Here is a 19967-nt window from a genome sequence, read left to right as displayed (position 1 = left end):
TCTTCCACTGAACATCGGGCACGGCAAAGAGCCTTGACACAGTTTCCAATAGAGAGTGCTCGCCCCTCCTTGTTGTAAAGATACAAAAAGCTTAGGGGGTTCGCAAACCCTACGTCTCGTGTCATTTGAAATTTGCCGTTTCGATATTCGAGACTAAATCAGATTAACTGATTATGATACAAATATAATTAAATAAATTTTTTTAACAAAATATTTTGTAAAAACAACAAATAAAATTGATGAACATCGGACAGAAGATAAAGGAAATAGCAGATAAAAAAAACTTGTCGCAGAAAATGGTTGGTGATCTAATAAATGAAAAGCAGCAAAATGTTGGAAATGATTATAAAAAATCCTCTCTTTCCTTTGATAAACTATTAATTTATTCAAAGGCATTAGACCATAATTTCATACAATATTACTACAACGACGAGCCATTTAAAAGCTATAGAGAAGAAGAATATAAACAATGGGATGAAAAAATCAATTCTCTAAAAGAACAATTCGATCAAGCCAACCGATTAATCTCTATGCAGGAGGAAACAATACAAACACAAAAAGAATTGATTTATACTCAGAAAGCGTTAATTGAATCTCTATCTGGTAAATAATAGCATTGTGAAAATTTATTGCACGACTATACGTATCTAGTGATCAATTCTCCGACAAAAGATCAAACGGAGTTTGCAAAATTTATCTAAGGTATTAACCTTTCTGCAGATGTGACCACATCTGCAATTAGAGCCTGTGGCAGTCTAATAACCAGAATTCGAAATGCAAATGATGAAACCGATTTTTACCCCATTCAAATGCAGGCTATAGCAAAAGCATATCAATTTTAACCAAATCACCTTTTCGACTATTTCTATGGTAACGGCAATCGTCCAATAATTGGTTCATCTTAGGCAGTTCCCTTAAAAATAAAAATCAAAAAGATATTAACTCCTATTTTAATTTTAAAAAAATATTCCTATCTTAGATATGCCGGTTGAAACATAGCATTTAGCCAAGTGTCCTAATTTATTAGGACACTTTAAAATCAAAAAGTTTTTTTTCATAAAGTAATTAATATTTAAATTGTTCCTCTTTTATCGATGATAAAAGAGGATTTTTTATTTAGGACACAGCATCTTTCAAGAATAAAAGCCACTCCCTTTGGGAAGTGGCTTCAATAATTAAATAAATACAAACTTCAAACTACTCTATTACAGTTTCTATACTCTTTTGAAATATTTCTCACCATCAGGCTTGGCCATATTAAGCTTTTGACAGATTTAAACAATTGTAATTGCACTTAATGTCCTGTACACCATAACTAAGCAGCCATGATCTAAAATGAACAGGATCTAAGGGAGTAAAATGGATCACTTGACCAGATGTTAAAAGTAAGGAAAATAAGCCGGCGGCGGCGATAAACTTAATAATTTCACTAGGATCACAACCGAGCTGGAATATAAGATTGCATCCATAATAAATAACTACACCATTAAATAAGACGTTTTTTTTAGCGAAATAGTTTAATTGAAAATTTTACTTAAGTATATAATACTTTAAAAATAATAAAATTATTTTTATTTACTCATATGGATTAATATTTTTTATTAGCTTGGTTCGTTACTTGGCTTCCATAAGCTCTTTTTGTAAATATTTTAAATCTAAGCTTCGGATTAGCGCATCAGCTTGAGAACGGTTTCATCGACTTTTTTTAGAAATCCTAAACCATAATTGAGAAGATTGTGAACCGAGCTGGCTGGAATATAAGATTGCACCCATAATAAATAACTACACCTTTAAATAGGTCGTTTTTATGCAAAATAGGTTAATCAAAAATTTACCTGTTCACTGGACTCACCGTTCTCTCATATAAAGTCATAGATACCATTTTTCCAGCCCAGAATTCTCCTATCGTCCGCCTTGAGCCAGTTTTTCAATACAGTTGCATAGACTTTACGGAAGTCTTCGGTATAGATGAGATCGCCATCTTTAAGATGCTGCAGATCAGGCAGTGCATTCAATAATCCCTTCTTCTTTAGACCACCTGAAATAAAAAACAGCTGATTAGCAGTTCCATGATCGGTTCCGTTACTCGCGTTCTGAGCCACCCGCCGCCCAAATTCGGAAAAAGTCATCAACAGCACATCGTTAAACAGTCCATTTTCTTTTAGATCGTGTACAAACGCCCTCACCGCATCATTAATAATCTTAAACAGGTTCTCCTGCTGCTGCTTTTGATTGACATGTGTATCGAAGCTCCCGATCTGAAGATAATAAACTTTGGTGTTGATATCTGACTTGATAAGAGAAGCTATGGTCTTAAAGTCCTTTGCCAGGGCCGAATCGGGGTATTGCATCTTATTTGCTTTGGTTTTGCTTTATCAAAGATATAAGCTGCATTATTGATGGTTGAGCCCAACGTCTGGTAAAGATATTCTACGGTTTCGTCATCATGACGATGTGCTTGATGGATAAATTTAAAGTACTCATCGCGACTTGTCTGATACATTTTCTTGGGATCTTGAAATGCAAAGGCTTTGGACTTGTTCCCTTTCATCGCCAGGCTCAGCATATCACCGACTTCGAGTGCTTGTGTGGGATGTTCGCATTGGTAACAAGCCTCATCGAGATATCTGCCTATCCAACCGCTTTCAAGATATTCATCGCTCCTACTGGCACTCTGCCAGATATCCATACTCCGAAAATGAGATTTATCAGGATTAGGGTAGCCAACATTGTTCAGCACAGCGATCTCCCCACTATCAAAAAGTTCTTTAAAGAAACTCAAAGCAGGGTTTATACCGGCCTCGTCCGTCAGAGGCAAAGCATCATGGACCGCAATCACCTTTCGTTCACGAAAATAGATATCGTTTCGTACCGGAATAATTGTATTAAGCCCATCATTCCCTCCGTTGAGCTGCAAAACCACCAATACTTTATTATCCTTTCCAAGTGCTTCGGGCAGAGCCATCGCCTTCAAGAAATTGGGAAGCATCAAAGAAGCTGTAGCCAGAGAGCTCATTTTTATAAAATCACGCCTTTTAATAATCATAGCTATATTTTTTTAAAGGTTAGCAAAGCTGATATTCGGGCGTGCTCATGACATCGATGATATCCGTGCGGACACGACCATCCGAGATCGCTGGAATACCTTATGGCCTTCGGCCAGCTTTTTTGTAAAATGATTTCGGAAACATTTCTACCGGCAAAAGAAGCTTCTACCTTGCTCCAATCAATACTCATCTTGGGGTCTTTGAATGTGCTTGTTAGATTCTGTTTTTGAGGAAGTCCCATTTCGAGGTCGTCATCTGGCCGGGGTTTCAGATCGAGCGGCCTCAGACCAGTCCATATTTGCGGCATCTGCATACGGAGCAATAGTGTAGAGCTATCGATCCAGGATCTTCCTGATGGCCATCCAGCCACATTTGGCGGATAGAGTAGCATCTGGCCCAATAGCTTCTGGTAAGTAATCAAATTTTCGGGAACACCTACTTTCATATCCAATATACGCATCATGCCCACCATTAATTCGATGGGCGACTTAATCTTGCTACCCATATGTTCTTTTTTGAAAAACCAGGGCGATGTGAATATATCTTCGAGCAAGGGCATTATCTCATAACCCGTAGCATACAACTTTTCACTTAAACGATGAATGAGCTTGTCATCTGCTTTTTCATTGACAAAAAAACGATAGATTTTAGTTGCAATAAATTTAGCTGCAGCAGGTTGTTCCAGGATAATATCAAGGATAGCATTGCCGTCAAAGTTGCCCGTTTTTCCAAGGAAAGTTTTCTTCCCTTCATCGTGGATATTTTTCCTTTGTATAAAAACAGCATCCTTGTTGTAGGACCACCCAGTAAATGCCCTTGCGGCTTCACGCACATCATGTTCGGTATAGTTTCCCCTCCCATTGTGAAAAGCTCCATGAGTTCACGCGCAAATTTTCATTGGGATGTTCTTTGCTGTTCTGCTGATTATTGAGAAAATTGAGCATTGCAGGTGATGTGGAAACTGCCAAAGGAGGCTTTTGAAGTTGCCGAGTGCATTTTCCCTGATTTTATTCAGCAACAGCTCATTAAACTGCGGGCTGCCGCTCCTTGAAGCAAAATGGCCGTGCCAGAAGAAGCCATTTTTTCGCGGAGCTGATCTTCAGAGCTGACCATTTCCTGCAGGAATTTGAGGTTAATTTCGTTGATCTGTTTCTGATTTCGTCGCTGAAGCTGTTTTTTCTGTTCGGCATCGAGCTGTGATGCTGGCAGATCATCGAAATCGAGCTTCAGGGGAGTAAAATTAATTGGGCGGAAGGGTCTGCTCTGTGCAAGTTCCTTCCAAAACTCTTCTGGATGAAGATGGTTTAATCTTTCGACCTGCGCAAGGCTGATTCCGAAACTTGCGCGAATGGCCAAATGTTTATTTTTAATAAAGTCCGTTGCCATACCACTTCATTTTTTTAATAGACTGTCTTTCAGCAAAAAAGATTAATCGCCTTTGCTCTTCAATATTAACGCTGACTGAATCTAATAAATTATAGTGCTATGAAAGATAACTTATTTTTTAGCTATTCCGTACACTTTTCGTAAGATACACGTGCTCCGAAACTATCGTCCAGCAGCTGCCCCTGATCCAAGGCGAGCGATACCCCGAGGTACATTTTATTTTTGAGCTGCCGCTCACCCGATAAAATTGCGGAGAACTGAGATACAGGGACAAATTGTTTCTCGTAGGGCTCACTTTTGATCTCCCCTGTAGTTTTCCCGTAGATACTGGTAGCAAAAGTGCCGTAGTGTCTTGCAAGGGTCATTTTGCTGAACACATTCCAGCCATACACCTGAAGCCTCGTTCCGATATGGCCAGCCACGACACGATTGCTGATAAAATAGTCACCGGGAAAATTTGCCTGTCCAGCACGTGCGCTGTGTGCTGTCACTATTAACGGAGAACCTAGGCCTTGGCTTTTGTAAGACCATCCTTGTTGATAATAGTAATTGTTGTAGTAATCTTCATCGCCCGATTTCGTTGGCTTTGACCAAGGGTATCCCGCCTGATCTTTAGAGTAAAAAACTCGACCAAAAACTTGTGCCAGTCCCAATTTTTTAACGAGCGACCAAAGTGTCTATTGGTCAAGGTGATGCCATTGAGTCCATCCGCAATATTGGCCAATTTGGAGAGTGCACCCACATCATAGAAATTTTGCCGATAAGCCATGAGTTGCAAATTGTCCCAATCGTAGGAAAAAGCCATATCAATTGACCCCTGCTGATTCCCAAGTTTTGATTTTGGCACACCCGGGGCTCCATAAGCCTTTCCAAACATCACATACAGTAAAGACTGAAAATCATTTAAGGTGTAATTACTCCCATAGACTTTTTTTTCAGCCCCCATTGCACCTGATGACTGATACCACCATAGAAATTGATGCGCCAGTCCTTTTTACCGATGCGTCCATACAACGATTTCTGGTGCAGCAATGTGGGCATATTATTATCGCGTGGCGGTGTTTGAAACTGGCCAGAATCGACCAGCATCTTCCCCATATAGCCATTGGCAAAATTACCTTTAAAGGAAAATAAGCCGTCAAACCAAGGGAGCCGATAATATTCGGAGAGCCTGATATCCAGCATAGGGACCCCTAAGGCATTTCCCGACACAGCAAAGTTACCCGAACTCAATAAGGTATCCCCGTTGAGCCCAGTCACATCTTTGGTACGTCCCAATTTGGCTTCAAACATCTTGAATCGCAATTTGGCATGTGCATCAATCAGTTGACCTTGGATTTTGGAACCCATGTTGGCACGAGCTTCCACAGCATAGCCCCAGTCCCAGGCTGGAGCTTTATCTTTTATTTCCGGCCACTCTCCTGTATAGCCGTAATTGCGTGCAGCACGCAACAATACAATTCCTGAAGTGCCGCTTAGCGGGATCGATCCAAACTGGTTAGACCGCATCCAAAAGGGTACAGTGCTATTGCTAGTGTACCCAGCATCCACAGTTACCTGCACATATTGCTTTATCGTATCTGTCTGGGCAGACAGCTTATCATGAGAAACAATAAGGAGTAGATTTATAAATAAAATATAAAAAAAAATATTAGCCAGATTTTTCATATAAAAATTTATTGCATAAAATAAAATTAGGCATCGCAAGAAACGTTAAACGAGTATTGCTGACTAATGTAATAAAGATAAAAACAATTGTCTCAAATGTATAATATTAAAATTAAGACAACTTATATGAAGTTGTATCTTTTTAAAGATTAATTACGTATTTATACTCCGTATAGTATGAATCTTAAAAATTTTATACATTTAAAACAGTATAATAAGTATTTTAAAGTGGAATACTGCTAAAAAATTTTGAATACATGTATTACATCACCATTTAATAACATAACATTCTAAAAAGATTTACAGAATTAATTATTAAAATAATTCTATTTTAATTTGAACGGATTGTTATAGCGCCCAAATTTCTGCTTTAAAATCAAAGGAAAAATTGCCACATCATCCACAAGGTATCTCTTCCATAATCTACCGGGCTCCCTTATTAAACGATACATCCATTCTAATGAAAATCTTTGAACCCACTTCGGAGCGCGTTTCAAATTACCAGCTTCAAAATCAATTGTAGCGCCTAAAGCCATAAATAAATTTATATTAGGCAAATACTGTTTATATTTTGCAATCCATTTCTCTTGCTTAGGAGCTCCCAAGCCAACAACTAATACATTTGCACCACTTCCTTTAATTATCTTAATAATATCAAAGCATTCGTTTTCATTTTTTTCAAAACCGAATGTTGGGGAATGCGCTCCAACCACCATATTATTTTCTACTTTGGCATTAATATTATTCATCGCTTTTATTGCAACTCCCTCCTCTGCTCCAAGTAAGAAGATTTTAATATCAGGATTACTTTTGTGGTAAAGGTAAAATTTCGAAAAAAAAGAAGATCCTGGGATAACTTCTAGTAAAGGACGCCTTAAAAATTTAGCCATCAAAAATATTATCCTGCTATCACAAACAACCCAATCCGCTGCTTTATAACAATCATAAAAATCTAAGTCATTCTGTAATTTAATATAATGGTCTACATTTATTGTAAATAATATTCCCTTATTTAACGATTTTAAAAGTTCATCACTTGTTAGTGACAAGATATCCATATTCAATATCTGAACTTTATCGTAGGTTTCGTTCATCATTTAAAGCAAATTAAAAAGAAAGTTAATGATATTAAAAAAACAACAAATTGTTATATTTATGATTCCACATTAGAATATAATACAACATAATAGATACTGAATAACTATGATTTATTCAGAATAAGGTCCTTATACTTATCCAACATTTCTTTCTCACTAAAAAATTGTTCAAATTGGTTCCTTGAAGAATAACACATCTCTTTATACTCTTTCATTGTAATTTTGTCCAAATAATTTATTAAGTCAATTAATTTTTCATATTCATTAACAACATACCCATTTACACCGCTAACGACGATTTCTTCATTTCCTCCAACACTGTTGCATATAATAGGTTTGCCATAGGACGTTGCTTCAATTAAAGATAAAGGCAAACCTTCATTTTCTGAAAAAAGCATCACATAATCATATTCAACCATAACTTTGCCAATATCTACATGTCCCAAATACCTAAAATTAAAATCACCCTCAATCAACTTCTCCAAACTATCGGAATCTTCACCTTCACCAGCAAAATCTATTATAATTGATTTTGATATCTGGTCTTTCAATGCATTTACCAAGCGAATCTGACCTTTCACAGTATTGATTCTAGCTGGATAAAGTATTTTTATTTCATTGGTATTATATAATTTGGGGCCAACAAACGAAGTATTCAAATATGGATCATGAATCCCATTATGAATAACTGTAATGTCTTGTGGTTTGACTTTAAATTCTTTTATTAAATTTTGCTTTACCTTCTCTGATACGGCTACAATATCTTTTGGAAATAATGTTAATCGCTGAAGATTGAAGAACTCGTTATGAGAAACATGAATAATCCTAGTTTTAAGTCTAAATATTTTTTTTAAAATCAGCAATAAAGTCGTTAATTTTCTGTGATTGGAAATAATTACAGACTTTCCATCAGTTAAATATCTAAAAAAACTAAACCTCAAATACTCACTATTTGTAATATTATAAAATTTATTATTTTCTTCAAATTTATTCAATCCCATTATTTTTGAAGAAAAGACATCACCAGCCAATAATCTGCTTAATTCCACAGCAACTTTTTCAGCGCCCCCAACCCGTCTAAAATTTACGTAAAAATTTAAGACGACATAATTATACTTGCTTTTCATAAAGATTTAATTTAACTCTTGCATAAATATTAATCCATGTTTTTTTGTTTGTAAATAGATTAAGGTTATATAACGCATAAAAGAAAATGAACAGCTTTGTTTTTATCGAACTGTTAAACAATACATTCCCAAGCAAATAAAGGGTCCTCTGCTGTACCCAACTCTCTATTTCTTTCTTCTCTGCCTCATTTGAAGGGTAGATATCTAAAAACTTCTTCATCATCATCTTAAGACAGGAAATGCTATTTCTTAGTACATCAAAAGAAAATTTATCTTTACTTCCAGTTAATAACTTAAGAAAAGTACTTTCAATGTCTAATTTTAAGTATTTCTTTATGTTATTTTGAGAGAGAGCAAGAAAATTGCAAAATTGTTTGTCTGAAAATAGACGTGAAACACTTCCACTATTAATTCGAATAAAAAATTGATCTGTTGAGCTTAAAACAAAGACTTTTTCTCCTCCATAAAGCATTCTCGTCCATAGTTCTCCATCCTCTACATGTAAGAATTGTTCATTTTCTAAATACAAATAGTGTCGATAGACTGCAGCTTTAATCATCACACATGGATGAGATAGCGGCGTTGCTAATAAGGACATAAATTGACAAGACCTATGCAATGTATTAGCAAAGTATTTACTAGGAGAGAGAATACTGCCATTTTCAGAAATCTTTCCTGGCATAATTGAAACTATCGATAATTGAGGGTCTCTCTGAAATTCACGAAGTGAGTATTCAAACCTTTTCAAACCCGATATATCGTCAGCATCCATTCTTGCTATAAACTCTCCGGTTGCGAGTTGAATACCTTTATTCAACGTTTTTATTAACTTAAGATTTACGTCATTTTTATATAACTTAATTCTTGGGTCTGCATCTGCTAAACGTCTTAGAATAGTAAATGTCGAATCCTTCGAACAGTCATCTATACAGATAATTTCAAGATTTTTATAGGTTTGGTTCGTAATCGAATTGACTGCTTCTTCTACAAATTTTTCTACATTATAGCATGGAATAATAACTGAAATTAATGGATTCATATTTTGTCAAACTTTAAAACTCTTCTTAAAACAAATATCTGATAATAATAAAATATAAAGCGGATCATAGGTTATGAATCCATTTAAAAATGCCGTTAAAAATAAAATAATTAGCAAGTATAAACTTTTTACATTATTGAAATAATTAAATGTTGAAATAAGATATGCTAATAAACCAATAACCCCAAGATTGAATGCTATATCTAAAAAGTCATTATGCATCCAAATAGGCGCACCTATAAACTGTTCATTTAACCTATTTGATGCCTTTGGACCTCTCCCTATCAAATTATCTATACTAATACCATCATTTAATATATGTAAAATACCATTAGCTTGAAAATAACTTCTTCCAGAGGTAAAAACCATTAAGTTTTCCATATTACTTGAACTCAATGAATAGGCTATAAGTAAGAAAATAGTAAATGAAAGGCTGCTAAAGATTAGAACTCTATATTTCCAAATAAAGTTTAATAATTGACGGTTTACTTTATATAAAAAAAGAACCATAATACCAATGAGTATATATACTAAACCTATACGAGCTCCTAATGTTAGAATATACATACAAAGAATTACTGATAACCATCTTTTTTTAAATTTCCATAAAAAAAAAGCAGATACTCCAAAATAATATGCCGCTAAGTGAGAAATAACAAATCCATCCTTATAGTTTCTTTCTATACCATAATATTCATCTATGATTACTTTACTAGCAAATTGTGATGAGATTTCAAAAATAATCATAAAAATAATTATGAAATACACAAGAAACTCTCTTAGTTCAACTAATTTAACCCGCTTGTAACTAAACGATGGTAGGATCAAAAAAAGTAAAATAATATTATGTAAAACTATCAAATATGATAAATTCTCATTAATTCTTGTATTGGTATAAGCTGAATAAAAAAAAGAGAGAAATAAAAATGTCAACAAACTTGATAAAACCAAAAATGCCTTCTTTTTAACAATAAGAAAATATAGATAAAAAGTTAAAATTAATTGAAAATAAGCACCAATCTGAATATTTTGATGTAAAATAATATTATACCAAAATTGAATACAAGTGAGCACTGGTACTATTAACAATAGTATATAGATATCATTGTTATTTAAAAAAAATTTATCTGATCTGATCAATTGTTTCATGATAAACTTCTAGGTTTTATTAGCATAGGAATTCCATATGCAATACTATTACAAGGTAATGATTTAGTAACTATGGTACCAGCCCCAATAATAACATTGTCACCTATAGTTACCTCTCCAATAATCACACAATGCGCCCCTATGTTAACGTTATTCCCGATAATGGGGCAAGGAGACCCTTCATACTTATTACCAATGGTTGTATTGTGCCTTAAGAGAACATTATCGCCGATTATAACTTGTTGATTAATTACAAGTCCCATACCATGCCATAAACAAAAACCTTTTCCAATAATTGCCAAATCGGGGATTTCAACGGACATAAATATTGGAAAGAAAATTCGATAGAATTTATAAATCGGGTATCCTATCAAACGAAAAAATCTGTTTTCGTGTGTGGAAAAATATTGGGCAATTCTAAAATGAAAAACAATAAATTTACCATAAAAATTACCCTTGTTTGCCTCAAAATCAGCCTTTATAACATCAATTAGACCCATAGCTAAATATTTTTACCAAACAATCTTCTTTTCAAAATCTTAAGGTTTAATATAATCATATTCCATCGGCTAATCTTTCGCCCTAAAAAAGGAAATTTAATAAAGTCTTCTAAGAATTCAAGAATAAATAATGATGCGTTTCCTTCCACAGCAGCACCTATCTGGGTATTTAAAAACTTTGAATCAAATTCTCCTTCTGTATTATCTCGAGTCGATATATGCTTTAATATACGCCTTAATTCATCCCTATTTTTTGCATAAAAAAGCATCTGATTGTCAGCTACTATCGAGTAATGGAATTTTTCATTATGCGGATTATAATAAATTGCAGGTCTTCCCAAACAAATAGCTTCCGTCAATAAGGCACTAAATCTCGATATCAAAACCGAAGAATTTTTCAATTGATCATGAATAAGAGAGGAATTAGATTTTAAAACCTTATAGCTACTTAAATCAGCATTATCTCTTGGATGCTGCGAAATTACATAATCAAAACTGGTATCATAACATGATGTAACTACATCTTCTATCCAATTTTCACGAACATCCTCAAAAATTCCATATGTAAAATTGACATTAACAAGAGCTAAATTATGAGTTACTTTTAAACTTGGCTTTAGGCGTTCGAACCTCGGATTTCCAATTACCGCCATGATTCTACCACGAACATCATAATTTGATAAAGAAGCTATACCTTGAAATACAGGAAAATTACAATTTCTCATTTTCCCAAATTTTGGGTTAAAATCTATACTTGATTCTTGTAATGCCAGTGTATTCTTTCCTTTAATTAAAAAATCACTATTTAACTTCTGCTCCAGTAACCCCCAATCGTTTGCAGTAATAAATACAGAATAATCCCTTTGGTTACTAACCTTAGTTTTGGTCACTTCAGCATTAATATTGTTCAATAGAGCACTTTCTTGAGCCGCTTCATTACCTCTGCAAAATAACTTATAATCCTTCTTGTCCATTAAATTCAGTATTGGCACGAAAGAACTTACAATCGTATCGCTGGATGCAAAAAAACAAATTTTCTTATTCTTATTATTCAAACAAGAAAGAGATCCAAAAAAGGTCTTTACAATTTTATTGGACAAATTTGGATAATCTCTCTTAAAATCTTCAGCTATTGTATCTTGTACAAAGATATCCGTAACCTCTATATAATCTTCAAGATATCTATATGACAAAAGTCCTGGTGCGTACCAAAAAGCACAAGATTCTTGAGTATGTTTGTTAAGAAAATCAATTACTTCATTTATGCCATCTTTAAAAAAGAAAACTCTCATATTGGTATCGTTTTGTTAAAAATTAACTGTAATAGAGAATATAATATAAACAGCATCAAAGGCAGAACTATTGTTCTCTTTTCGAAATCAAAAAATTTGACAGGCAATGATCTGTAGGAATAACTTGCAGCATACCATGCATAAAAGCCAAGATATCCACATATTAAACCAATCGGGATAGAATATATACCCAGCCATTTGATTGATAGAAAGCTAACAACAATAAATATTACACCAGAGATCCCGTCTGCAATATGAGAAATAACATGATTAGTTGTTAAATATATTTGCATATGCATTGCACCGTATCTATGAATAAAAAGGCAATTGATAGAACTAACCAAAAAGAAGAACTTACGAAATCAATTTTACTATCAATCAAACCCAACAAATACTTAGAAAAAAACTCACAAATATGACTCCGATTACGAATACGATATGACTCATAAACATTCCGCGACGTACAACTTTTATTAATTCACTTATTCTATTTTGCGCACGCAATTGAGATAGATAAGGTATTTTACTATAAAATGGAGCCATAGAAACTTCTCTTATCTGGGTGATTAACCTCATAGACAAAAGGAAAGGAGCAACCACTTTCGGATCCCCTATTTGAGCATATAATAGTCCACTCAAATTTGTTAAACCATTAGACATTAAACCTGAAACACCAGAACGCCATGCTGGTTTCCAAATATAACTAAATAACTCCCTATCAAATTTCTTATGGACAAAAGACCTTAGTTTACCTTCTTCTACCATTCTTGCTAGATACCAATTTCTTATTACATTAAAAACAAGCCAGATTTGGTTCGCTATAATTAAATATAAAATATTGCTATTTAATAGAAGTACAACGATACTTGTAATTATGCTCCCTAAGGACATTAAGGCTTCAATCCGTCTGACTAAAGCAATTTTATTTAACCCTTCTAAGTAATTTTCATAAATCGTTCCATAGAAACGGATAACGTTAACAATTATAATTACCCCCATGAAATCCATGCTCCTTTATGGTTTTCCACTAAAGAAATTGGTTTTATTAACAAATAAGTACCTATTGACAATAACAATACAAGAAGCAACACTGCTAAATACTTATATATTGTCTTCATTGCGGAGAAAATATCCTCCAGAAGAGCCCAATTAATAGGTATTTCGTCCAAATTGTCACTATCTTCCTTTGTTGTTCCTATAGCAGAAAAATCCTTTACTCCACCGTACGCATAAGAAATAATCCGCACAAAAGTCTGCCTAAATCCCATATCTGCTAGAGACAACAAAACGAAAATTGAACTAAAAAGATACCACAAACTAATTTCCGCAGGATTAAATCTATTTAAAATTAAAGGGATAACAACAACTAGACTAATTGCTTTGGTTGCATAACTTAACCATGTCATAATAGTTGGCGAAGTCCAAATTTTATTAAGTCTTAAATTATTCAAATACATATCTCAGACTTTATATTTATTATTAAGTTGATATATATATTGAGCATTACTAAGAGAAGGATTATTATAGCCAAAAAAGAAATTGCATTTAAATCTGCCGCCTCCTTGTCATTAACGGAATCCCCGATCAATGCAACTTCACTATGACTATAAGTATAAACTTCCAATAAATTTGAAACAAGGTCAATTTTAGCTGTAGGCGATCCATTTATTGTCTGAAAATATTTAGATAATCCTAATTCTTTACAGATTATGTTAAGCTCTTTTCCATCAGATCCAGAAACTATATGAAAAGTAAAATTCTGATAATTCTCTTTGATAAAGAAACACTATCTTGTATTAAAAGCTTTTCATCGATTAATAAACTTAGCATGATTTCTGAAAATTTATGTGCTAATTCCATTACTTTCGATTCAGATACAGCCTCTTTTCGGATTTCTTCAAAGAAATATCTAAATTTGACATATCTAGAAAGACCACCATTTGAATTGTGGAATTCCAACAACTGGTCAACTTGTTCTTTTGGAAAGTCAGCCAGTGTCTTCACAAATCCTAAAGATCGCGTGGGCATGGAATCCATGATTACGCCATCAAAATCCCAAAGGATCACTTTATATTTATTTAGAATGTCCATGCATTAATTCAGCTATTTTAAAATCTTCTTCCCAATCAACATCGAATGATTCAATCTTATTCATCTCAAAAAGATAAGGCCTACTACCTAACCTATTTTTCTCTCGTACATAAATGTCTTTACTTGCTATAAACATTACATGATTTACTTCATACAATGATTCCAAATCCTGCGTCCGCGGCCAAGGGCGTGAACTAGCATTATTTATTACTTTTCCTTGTTGATTTAATAGAAAATTTTGAAATCTTTGTACACTCACTAGGGAATCAAATCCATTTTTCAAACCGTCTAAGTAACAATTTATTCCATTATCATAAATTCTAGCATCCGCAAATGGCGTAGTAACGTGTCCCCAAACTATATGATCACCTGAAACAACTTCCGGAACGTAAGCGATAAGATCACTCAAATTGGTACTATCCAGACAAAGGTAATCTGGCCTACGGTCAATGACCAATTTCTTGAAATCATCGAGTATGGTTTCGGCAATTTCAATACAATTCTCATCATTTGTCGAAAGCACAACCTCATCTACCATTTCCATTGTCAAAAGTTGTCGAAGTTTATGTAACAACAGTCCTCCCTCATTACCAGCAAAAGGTCTGGTATTTTTATTAATCACTCGCTGGCTGCCTTTTCGAGTTGGTAGAAAAAAACTAACTTTATTTGTCATAAATCATACTATAAACAGAATTTACCGGTATTTCGTAACGTGTGGGCGTAATAGCAATTACATCTTTATTGTTAAAAACAGTAAACCGATGAAATAAAAATTCATTCTCGGCTGTTAATTGTCTTTCCTTTTCTGTAATTGGAAATTCATTATAACCATCATAACCCACGAGATAAATTTCTTCTGCACCTAGCTCATAAGTAATTTGGAGTGCTAATGCTGTGTGCGAATCCTGATATTTATCTGTAAAATCTACATTTTCCAACTCAAAGCTATTATCTCTTACGCAAGCAGGTATATAGGTACCCATTTTTCTTGGAAATGGAGGCAAAACTGTTTGACCATTAAAACTTCCTAAATCATTAAATACTTTCTCCATACGGTGTCCCTCATTACCAACTAGACAAAAAATCTGTTCATTTTCAAGATCTTGATAAGAAAATGCATTTTTTGAACTTGCATGAACAATTGTAATTTCAGCATCAGTACGGATAAATTCTTTAACGGCCTCTACATGTTCACAAGCTCCCTTCCCTCCTCCAATAATAACGACGCGCTTTTTTGATATACTTGGTTTAAATAGTGGTAACTGTTCATTATCTTTTACTTTTTCTTTCTGATTTTGAAGCGCTTGGATAATACTATTAAATGAATAAAAACGGGTAGTCACCCAGTCCATAACATCTTTCTGTGGTAATGAATTTGCACCAGAAATCATATATGGCAAATTTGTTCCCCATTCATATTTCCGATGTAGACCGGAGAAAGTATTAACAAGGTCTCCCAAAGAGTTAAAATCAACGTCAAAGTTAAATCTGTTATTGAAAGCTGTCAACAACAGCTCTGTCTTCAGATTTCCCGCACCTCTACCCATTCCAGTCACCGTTGAATCCACTATCTCTACGCCGTGATCAATAGCGGTAAGAGTATTGATCAAAGCCAGCTCTAGATTATTATGACCATGGAAACCCAACTTAACATTTAAGTGCGATTTTACCAAAGCAATTGTATCGATAACATCTTGGGGAAATACACCTCCATAAGAATCAACCATATAAAAATAATCGGCTACTCCAGAAACCTTAGAAAGATTACTCTGGAAGTCCAAATAACTTTTCCATTTGGACATGTACATTACATTGAAACCGACTTCGAATCCATAGACTTTTATGCCTTCTGCAAGCTTAATTGCTCTCAAGAGATTTTGAGGGTCAAGTGCAATTCGAATCATGGATACGATCCCTTGCAAAGGTTGCAATAACTCCTTTAAATCTTCTAATCTAGTATCTTTCTCGTTTAGAATAATCACAAGTTTCTTTTGAGACAACGATTTAATCTTTTCGAGTTCATAAATCGGCAAATAAAAATATCTACCCAAATAGCCTTTTATAGGTGTACTTCTATAACCAACCTCCAAATATTCTATTGGTAAATTATTCGTACATTTTATATAATTATCGACAACCTCATCACTAAAATCCCAATTGGTATAGTAACCACCATCACGTAAAGTGCAATCTAATATCTTGATCATAATAAGATAATTTTAATTAAATACAATAAAACCAATTTTATATTTCATGTCTAACTTTTTCTCCAGAACATCCACCATTTACCCCTTTTGGTTGACTGACCGTAGTCTCCATAGCCATAACCGTAACCATAGCCATAGCCATAACCGTAATTATTGTAATACCCACCCTTGGCCTTAATATCATTGACAATCAACTGTATAGGCTTAATCTTATGGCTAGCAACCAAATCATTCGGAATACGCAGCTGCTCTTTGAGGGTAAATCCCTGACGCACCAGATACAGACAGCAGTCGGCATAGCGCGACAGCAACTGAGCATCGGTCATCATCCCCACAGGCGGCGCATCCATCAATATATAATCGTAGCGCTTGGCCAATTCGTCCATCAGCTCCTGTGTGCGTGGATGAACCAGCAGCTCCGAAGGATTGGGCGGTATAGCACCCGCCTGAATCAAATGTACATTTTCATGGGCCCCCGAAGCCATAATGATTTCATCCAGCCGCATATCGGGCCGTACAATATAGTGGGAAAATCCTTTGCCCGCCGGAAGCCCTAGCTTGGAGGTAATGGATGGTTTCCGCAAATCCAACTCCATCAACAGAACCTTTTTGTCCAATAAAGCCAAAGTAACGGCAAGATTTAAAGCCACATACGACTTACCCTCACCTGACATCGATGAAGTAAAAAGAATACGCTTTCCGCCGTTGAGGGCAAACTCCAGATTGGTCCGCATCGCCCTAAACTGCTCGGCTATAGGTGAACGCGAGGTTTTGGTAACAACGACCTGTTCCATCTCATCGGAATGGGCAATCATACCTAGGATAGGAAGCTTATTAACAGCTTCAATATCGTCCATCCCCTGTATACGCAGGTTAAATAGACCCTTCAGGTAGATCACAGCCAATGGAATGGCCAAGCCAAACAGCAGGCCTAAGATATAGATCATCTTTCCCTTGGGTGAAAAAGGCTTCTTTTCAGCCTTTGGCGAATCGATCACCTTGGAATTGGACACATTGGCGGTCCGGCCGATGGCGGTCTCTTCCCATTTTTCCTGCAAAAAGATATACTGTGCCTGTTTGATCTGCTGCAAACGCGATAGATCTATATAGCCCCGCTCAATCGTGGGTACCTGATGGATCTGCGAGGTCACCTGATTGGCCAGCGCCTGCTGGCTTTGTTTGGCCAGTGCCAGCTGCTTACGCGTGGAGGCCACATTGGCAATCATGTCTTGCCGCACACCGGCAATCTGGGTTGTAATATTCTGTACAAGTGGATTATCCTCGGTATTGGCCAGAAGCAGGCGTTCACGCTGCAAGACCAGCTCATTGTAGCGCTGAATTAGGGCATTGAACCCAATGTCCTGCGGAATAACGGCCGAAGGCACTACCCGCGGATGCTTCGTATCGTTGAGATAACCTGCCACAGCATCCAAAGCGGCCAGCTGGGTTTCAACTTCCGCAAGCTTAACGGTAAAATCTGCCGAACTGGCAATCAATACCTTGCCCTGCTCGGATATATCGGCCAGCTGATTTCTCTTTTTGTAACCCGAAATCCGGTCTTCTACACCGGCCAGTTCATCGGTGATCTTCGACAGCCGGGCATTGATAAAGGACAGTGTCGAATCGGCAATGACATTTTTATCGTGCAGATTCAGCTCCACATATTTTTGGATTAGCGTGGTCAGCAGCTGCTCTCCATACTTGGGCAAGGTACTTTCAAGTGTCAGATCAATGGTGGATACATTTTTATTGGTCACGTCTACCAGAAGGGCTTTGCCAGATCGTCCACCACATCCCGGACAGGACTCAGCACAAAGCCATAATCGTCCTCCCTGGACTGGTCAAAAGCCGGGTTGGCAACAGCCTTGAGCTTGCATTGCGGCGCCAGGCTAAAGGTTTGTCCCATACGCACACGGAAGCTGGTATCGGAATTACTCAGTTCAAGTTCATTGGCATTCAGCGGATGGATCTTGAAACTATAAGGCTCACTAACCGAATCTACTTCGCTCAGCAGCTCCAAAGTATAGGGAGCGTTGCCCACAGGCACATTATGTACCCTGCCGGCCTTGAAGTAACGGAGGTAGGCCTTTTCGGACAGCACCATCTCCCGCATCAGATCTGCCGTTTTTAGGACTTCCACTTCATTATCAACGGAGTTCTTGGTGCCCATCAGGCTAGATAGATCGCCCAGTGCAGAAGAGGAAAACATGCCGCCTCCCTTTTTATCGTCGGACACCAATAGCTTGGCATGGACCTTATAATTGGGAATGCTATAGCGCAGATAAAAGAAAGCAGACAATAGGCCCAAAAAACCGCAAAGGGCAAACCAGTACCAATTGGCCATCAAGCGTCCAAAAAAACGCAACAGGTCTTTGTTATCGGACTTTTCAGTCTCAAAATCAAACTCCTCTTCCCAGTCTATATTTTTTTTACTCATACTATTCAATATTTTTATGGAGATGCCCTGTGCAGCTGTCGACTAATGACAATGAACACGGGCACCTTGCTAAAAAGGCTATTTAGCCTTCATCAATTACAAACGGGTCAATGCAACAATCAGCACCGACAACAACGAACCGATAATGGCAAAAGTCTGGGTACGTGCCGCATTGTTGGCCGCTGCTTTGGCCTTGCCCGGCTCCACATACAGCACGTCATTCTGCCGCAGATAGAAATAGGGGGATCTGAAGACTTCGCTGTCATTCAGGTTGAGCCGCACCAGCTCCTTTTGTCCTTGTTGATCCCTTACCAGCAATACATTTTCACGCTTTCCGTAGATCGTCAGGTCGCCGGCCAGCCCAAGTGCATCCAGCACGGTCACCTTTTCATTGGGTACCGTATAAGTCGCCGGCCGAGTCACCTCGCCAATACCGTGATCTTAAAATGGCAAAACGGACCTGAACAGTGGGGTTTTTATAATATTGCGAGGCAAGCTCCGTGATCTTGTCCCGGACCTGATAGGTCGTAAGCCCGCCGACTTTGATCTTGCCCAATAAAGTCATCTGAATAAACCCATCTTTGTCGACCAAAAAACCGCTGATCACCTGATTGCCAACCGTGGCAGCCGAGCTGGCACCAATGGCCTGAATGACTTCGGCTTGATTGGCCACAGAACTCGTCGTGGGATCCAACGTCTGTACGGTGACACTGAGGATATCATCGGGATGGATGGTAGGCTCAGTAAAGGCCGCAGCTTCTTTCAATACCCGGAGAGAATCTGCCTGCAGATCGTTGAAATAAACGATTTTCTTGACCGAGCAACTGCTCAGTGTCAATAGCATCAGCAAGAAATACAGCCATACGCGATGGTGCCCTGCTTGCTTTTTGTAGTGTGTTTTCATTGTGATATACTTGTAAATTGTAG

24 protein-coding genes and 1 pseudogene are annotated in these 19967 nt (G+C 36.5%); 1 reads left to right on the top strand and 24 read right to left on the bottom strand.

Going from position 1 to position 19967, the window contains the following annotated elements; all coding sequences use genetic code 11:
- Positions 1-239 precede the first annotated feature (239 nt).
- Positions 240-611 carry a helix-turn-helix transcriptional regulator gene (locus DTA23_RS16150; protein WP_112374419.1) on the top strand — a complete coding sequence of 124 codons (372 nt, stop codon included), beginning with the start codon at positions 240-242 and terminating at the stop codon, positions 609-611.
- Between the two features lie 1248 nt (positions 612-1859).
- Here the strand turns inward: DTA23_RS16150 and DTA23_RS27790 are convergent.
- The 24 genes and pseudogenes from DTA23_RS27790 to DTA23_RS16045 form a co-directional block, all read right to left on the bottom strand.
- A complete protein-coding gene (locus DTA23_RS27790) occupies positions 1860-2351 on the bottom strand; it encodes a DUF1501 domain-containing protein (RefSeq protein ID WP_218565395.1) in 492 nt (163 codons plus the stop codon).
- On the bottom strand, positions 2306-3046 hold the full coding sequence (locus DTA23_RS27785) for a DUF1501 domain-containing protein (RefSeq protein WP_218565394.1): 741 nt from the start codon (positions 3044-3046) through the stop codon (positions 2306-2308). Before DTA23_RS27785 ends, DTA23_RS27790 begins: the two co-directional genes overlap by 46 nt.
- Positions 3047-3048: 2 nt before the next feature.
- Positions 3049-3894 (bottom strand): annotated as a pseudogene (locus DTA23_RS27780) (DUF1800 family protein); the annotation flags it as partial.
- Positions 3881-4015, bottom strand: a complete 135-nt coding sequence (locus tag DTA23_RS30465; protein WP_218565392.1) for a DUF1800 family protein — start codon at positions 4013-4015, stop codon at positions 3881-3883. The gene DTA23_RS30465 and the pseudogene DTA23_RS27780, both read right to left, overlap by 14 nt.
- Before the next feature lie 43 nt (positions 4016-4058).
- The gene (locus DTA23_RS27770) at positions 4059-4433 is read right to left on the bottom strand and encodes a DUF1800 family protein (RefSeq protein WP_218565391.1); all 375 of its coding nucleotides are present in this window, start codon (positions 4431-4433) and stop codon (positions 4059-4061) included.
- A gap of 122 nt (positions 4434-4555) precedes the next feature.
- The gene (locus DTA23_RS16135) at positions 4556-4924 is read right to left on the bottom strand and encodes a hypothetical protein (protein ID WP_112375327.1); all 369 of its coding nucleotides are present in this window, start codon (positions 4922-4924) and stop codon (positions 4556-4558) included.
- A 14-nt stretch (positions 4925-4938) separates the two neighbouring features.
- The gene (locus tag DTA23_RS16130; protein WP_146753097.1) at positions 4939-5379 is read right to left on the bottom strand and encodes a capsule assembly Wzi family protein; all 441 of its coding nucleotides are present in this window, start codon (positions 5377-5379) and stop codon (positions 4939-4941) included.
- Complete coding sequence (locus tag DTA23_RS16125; RefSeq protein ID WP_112375325.1) at positions 5337-6101, bottom strand: hypothetical protein; 765 nt, start codon at positions 6099-6101, stop codon at positions 5337-5339. The genes DTA23_RS16130 and DTA23_RS16125 overlap by 43 nt, the downstream gene beginning before the upstream one ends.
- A gap of 326 nt (positions 6102-6427) precedes the next feature.
- Entirely contained in the window at positions 6428-7198 is a 771-nt protein-coding gene (locus DTA23_RS16120) for a WecB/TagA/CpsF family glycosyltransferase (RefSeq protein ID WP_204990904.1), read from the bottom strand.
- Between the two features lie 104 nt (positions 7199-7302).
- Positions 7303-8325 (bottom strand): glycosyltransferase family 4 protein, encoded by a 1023-nt coding sequence (locus DTA23_RS16115; RefSeq protein ID WP_112375324.1) that lies wholly within the window; start codon positions 8323-8325, stop codon positions 7303-7305.
- Positions 8309-9364, bottom strand: a complete 1056-nt coding sequence (locus DTA23_RS16110) for a glycosyltransferase family 2 protein (RefSeq protein WP_112375323.1) — start codon at positions 9362-9364, stop codon at positions 8309-8311. Before DTA23_RS16110 ends, DTA23_RS16115 begins: the two co-directional genes overlap by 17 nt.
- A 6-nt stretch (positions 9365-9370) precedes the next feature.
- Positions 9371-10513: an O-antigen ligase family protein gene (locus tag DTA23_RS16105; protein ID WP_112375322.1), complete on the bottom strand. Its 1143-nt coding sequence runs from the start codon at positions 10511-10513 to the stop codon at positions 9371-9373.
- On the bottom strand, positions 10510-11013 hold the full coding sequence (locus DTA23_RS16100; protein WP_112375321.1) for a serine acetyltransferase: 504 nt from the start codon (positions 11011-11013) through the stop codon (positions 10510-10512). The genes DTA23_RS16105 and DTA23_RS16100 overlap by 4 nt, the downstream gene beginning before the upstream one ends.
- A gap of 2 nt (positions 11014-11015) precedes the next feature.
- The gene (locus DTA23_RS16095; RefSeq protein ID WP_112375320.1) at positions 11016-12305 is read right to left on the bottom strand and encodes a glycosyltransferase family protein; all 1290 of its coding nucleotides are present in this window, start codon (positions 12303-12305) and stop codon (positions 11016-11018) included.
- Between the two features lie 378 nt (positions 12306-12683).
- Positions 12684-13304, bottom strand: coding sequence for a hypothetical protein (locus DTA23_RS16085; RefSeq protein ID WP_146753096.1), 621 nt, complete (start codon positions 13302-13304; stop codon positions 12684-12686).
- On the bottom strand, positions 13295-13762 hold the full coding sequence (locus DTA23_RS16080) for a hypothetical protein (protein ID WP_112375317.1): 468 nt from the start codon (positions 13760-13762) through the stop codon (positions 13295-13297). Before DTA23_RS16080 ends, DTA23_RS16085 begins: the two co-directional genes overlap by 10 nt.
- Positions 13753-14013, bottom strand: coding sequence for an HAD family hydrolase (locus DTA23_RS29265; protein ID WP_256604072.1), 261 nt, complete (start codon positions 14011-14013; stop codon positions 13753-13755). The genes DTA23_RS16080 and DTA23_RS29265 overlap by 10 nt, the downstream gene beginning before the upstream one ends.
- Before the next feature lie 32 nt (positions 14014-14045).
- Positions 14046-14396 carry an HAD family hydrolase gene (locus tag DTA23_RS29260; RefSeq protein WP_256603984.1) on the bottom strand — a complete coding sequence of 117 codons (351 nt, stop codon included), beginning with the start codon at positions 14394-14396 and terminating at the stop codon, positions 14046-14048.
- Positions 14380-15069: an acylneuraminate cytidylyltransferase family protein gene (locus tag DTA23_RS16070; protein ID WP_112375316.1), complete on the bottom strand. Its 690-nt coding sequence runs from the start codon at positions 15067-15069 to the stop codon at positions 14380-14382. The genes DTA23_RS29260 and DTA23_RS16070 overlap by 17 nt, the downstream gene beginning before the upstream one ends.
- Positions 15059-16603 (bottom strand): aldolase catalytic domain-containing protein, encoded by a 1545-nt coding sequence (locus DTA23_RS16065; protein WP_112375315.1) that lies wholly within the window; start codon positions 16601-16603, stop codon positions 15059-15061. The genes DTA23_RS16070 and DTA23_RS16065 overlap by 11 nt, the downstream gene beginning before the upstream one ends.
- A gap of 50 nt (positions 16604-16653) precedes the next feature.
- On the bottom strand, positions 16654-18360 hold the full coding sequence (locus DTA23_RS16060; RefSeq protein ID WP_112375314.1) for a GumC family protein: 1707 nt from the start codon (positions 18358-18360) through the stop codon (positions 16654-16656).
- Between the two features lie 2 nt (positions 18361-18362).
- The gene (locus tag DTA23_RS16055) at positions 18363-19040 is read right to left on the bottom strand and encodes a Wzz/FepE/Etk N-terminal domain-containing protein (protein ID WP_112375313.1); all 678 of its coding nucleotides are present in this window, start codon (positions 19038-19040) and stop codon (positions 18363-18365) included.
- Positions 19041-19136: 96 nt separating this feature from the next.
- Positions 19137-19424 (bottom strand): polysaccharide biosynthesis/export family protein, encoded by a 288-nt coding sequence (locus DTA23_RS16050; RefSeq protein WP_256603981.1) that lies wholly within the window; start codon positions 19422-19424, stop codon positions 19137-19139.
- A 4-nt stretch (positions 19425-19428) separates the two neighbouring features.
- Positions 19429-19944, bottom strand: coding sequence for a polysaccharide biosynthesis/export family protein (locus tag DTA23_RS16045; RefSeq protein WP_112375311.1), 516 nt, complete (start codon positions 19942-19944; stop codon positions 19429-19431).
- Positions 19945-19967 lie beyond the last annotated feature (23 nt).

It is taken from the genome of Sphingobacterium multivorum, from assembly GCF_900457465.1.
GTDB lineage: Bacteria > Bacteroidota > Bacteroidia > Sphingobacteriales > Sphingobacteriaceae > Sphingobacterium > Sphingobacterium multivorum.
The sequence above is the reverse complement of the archived record's forward strand: the minus strand, read 5'-3'. Positions and strand labels throughout refer to the sequence as shown.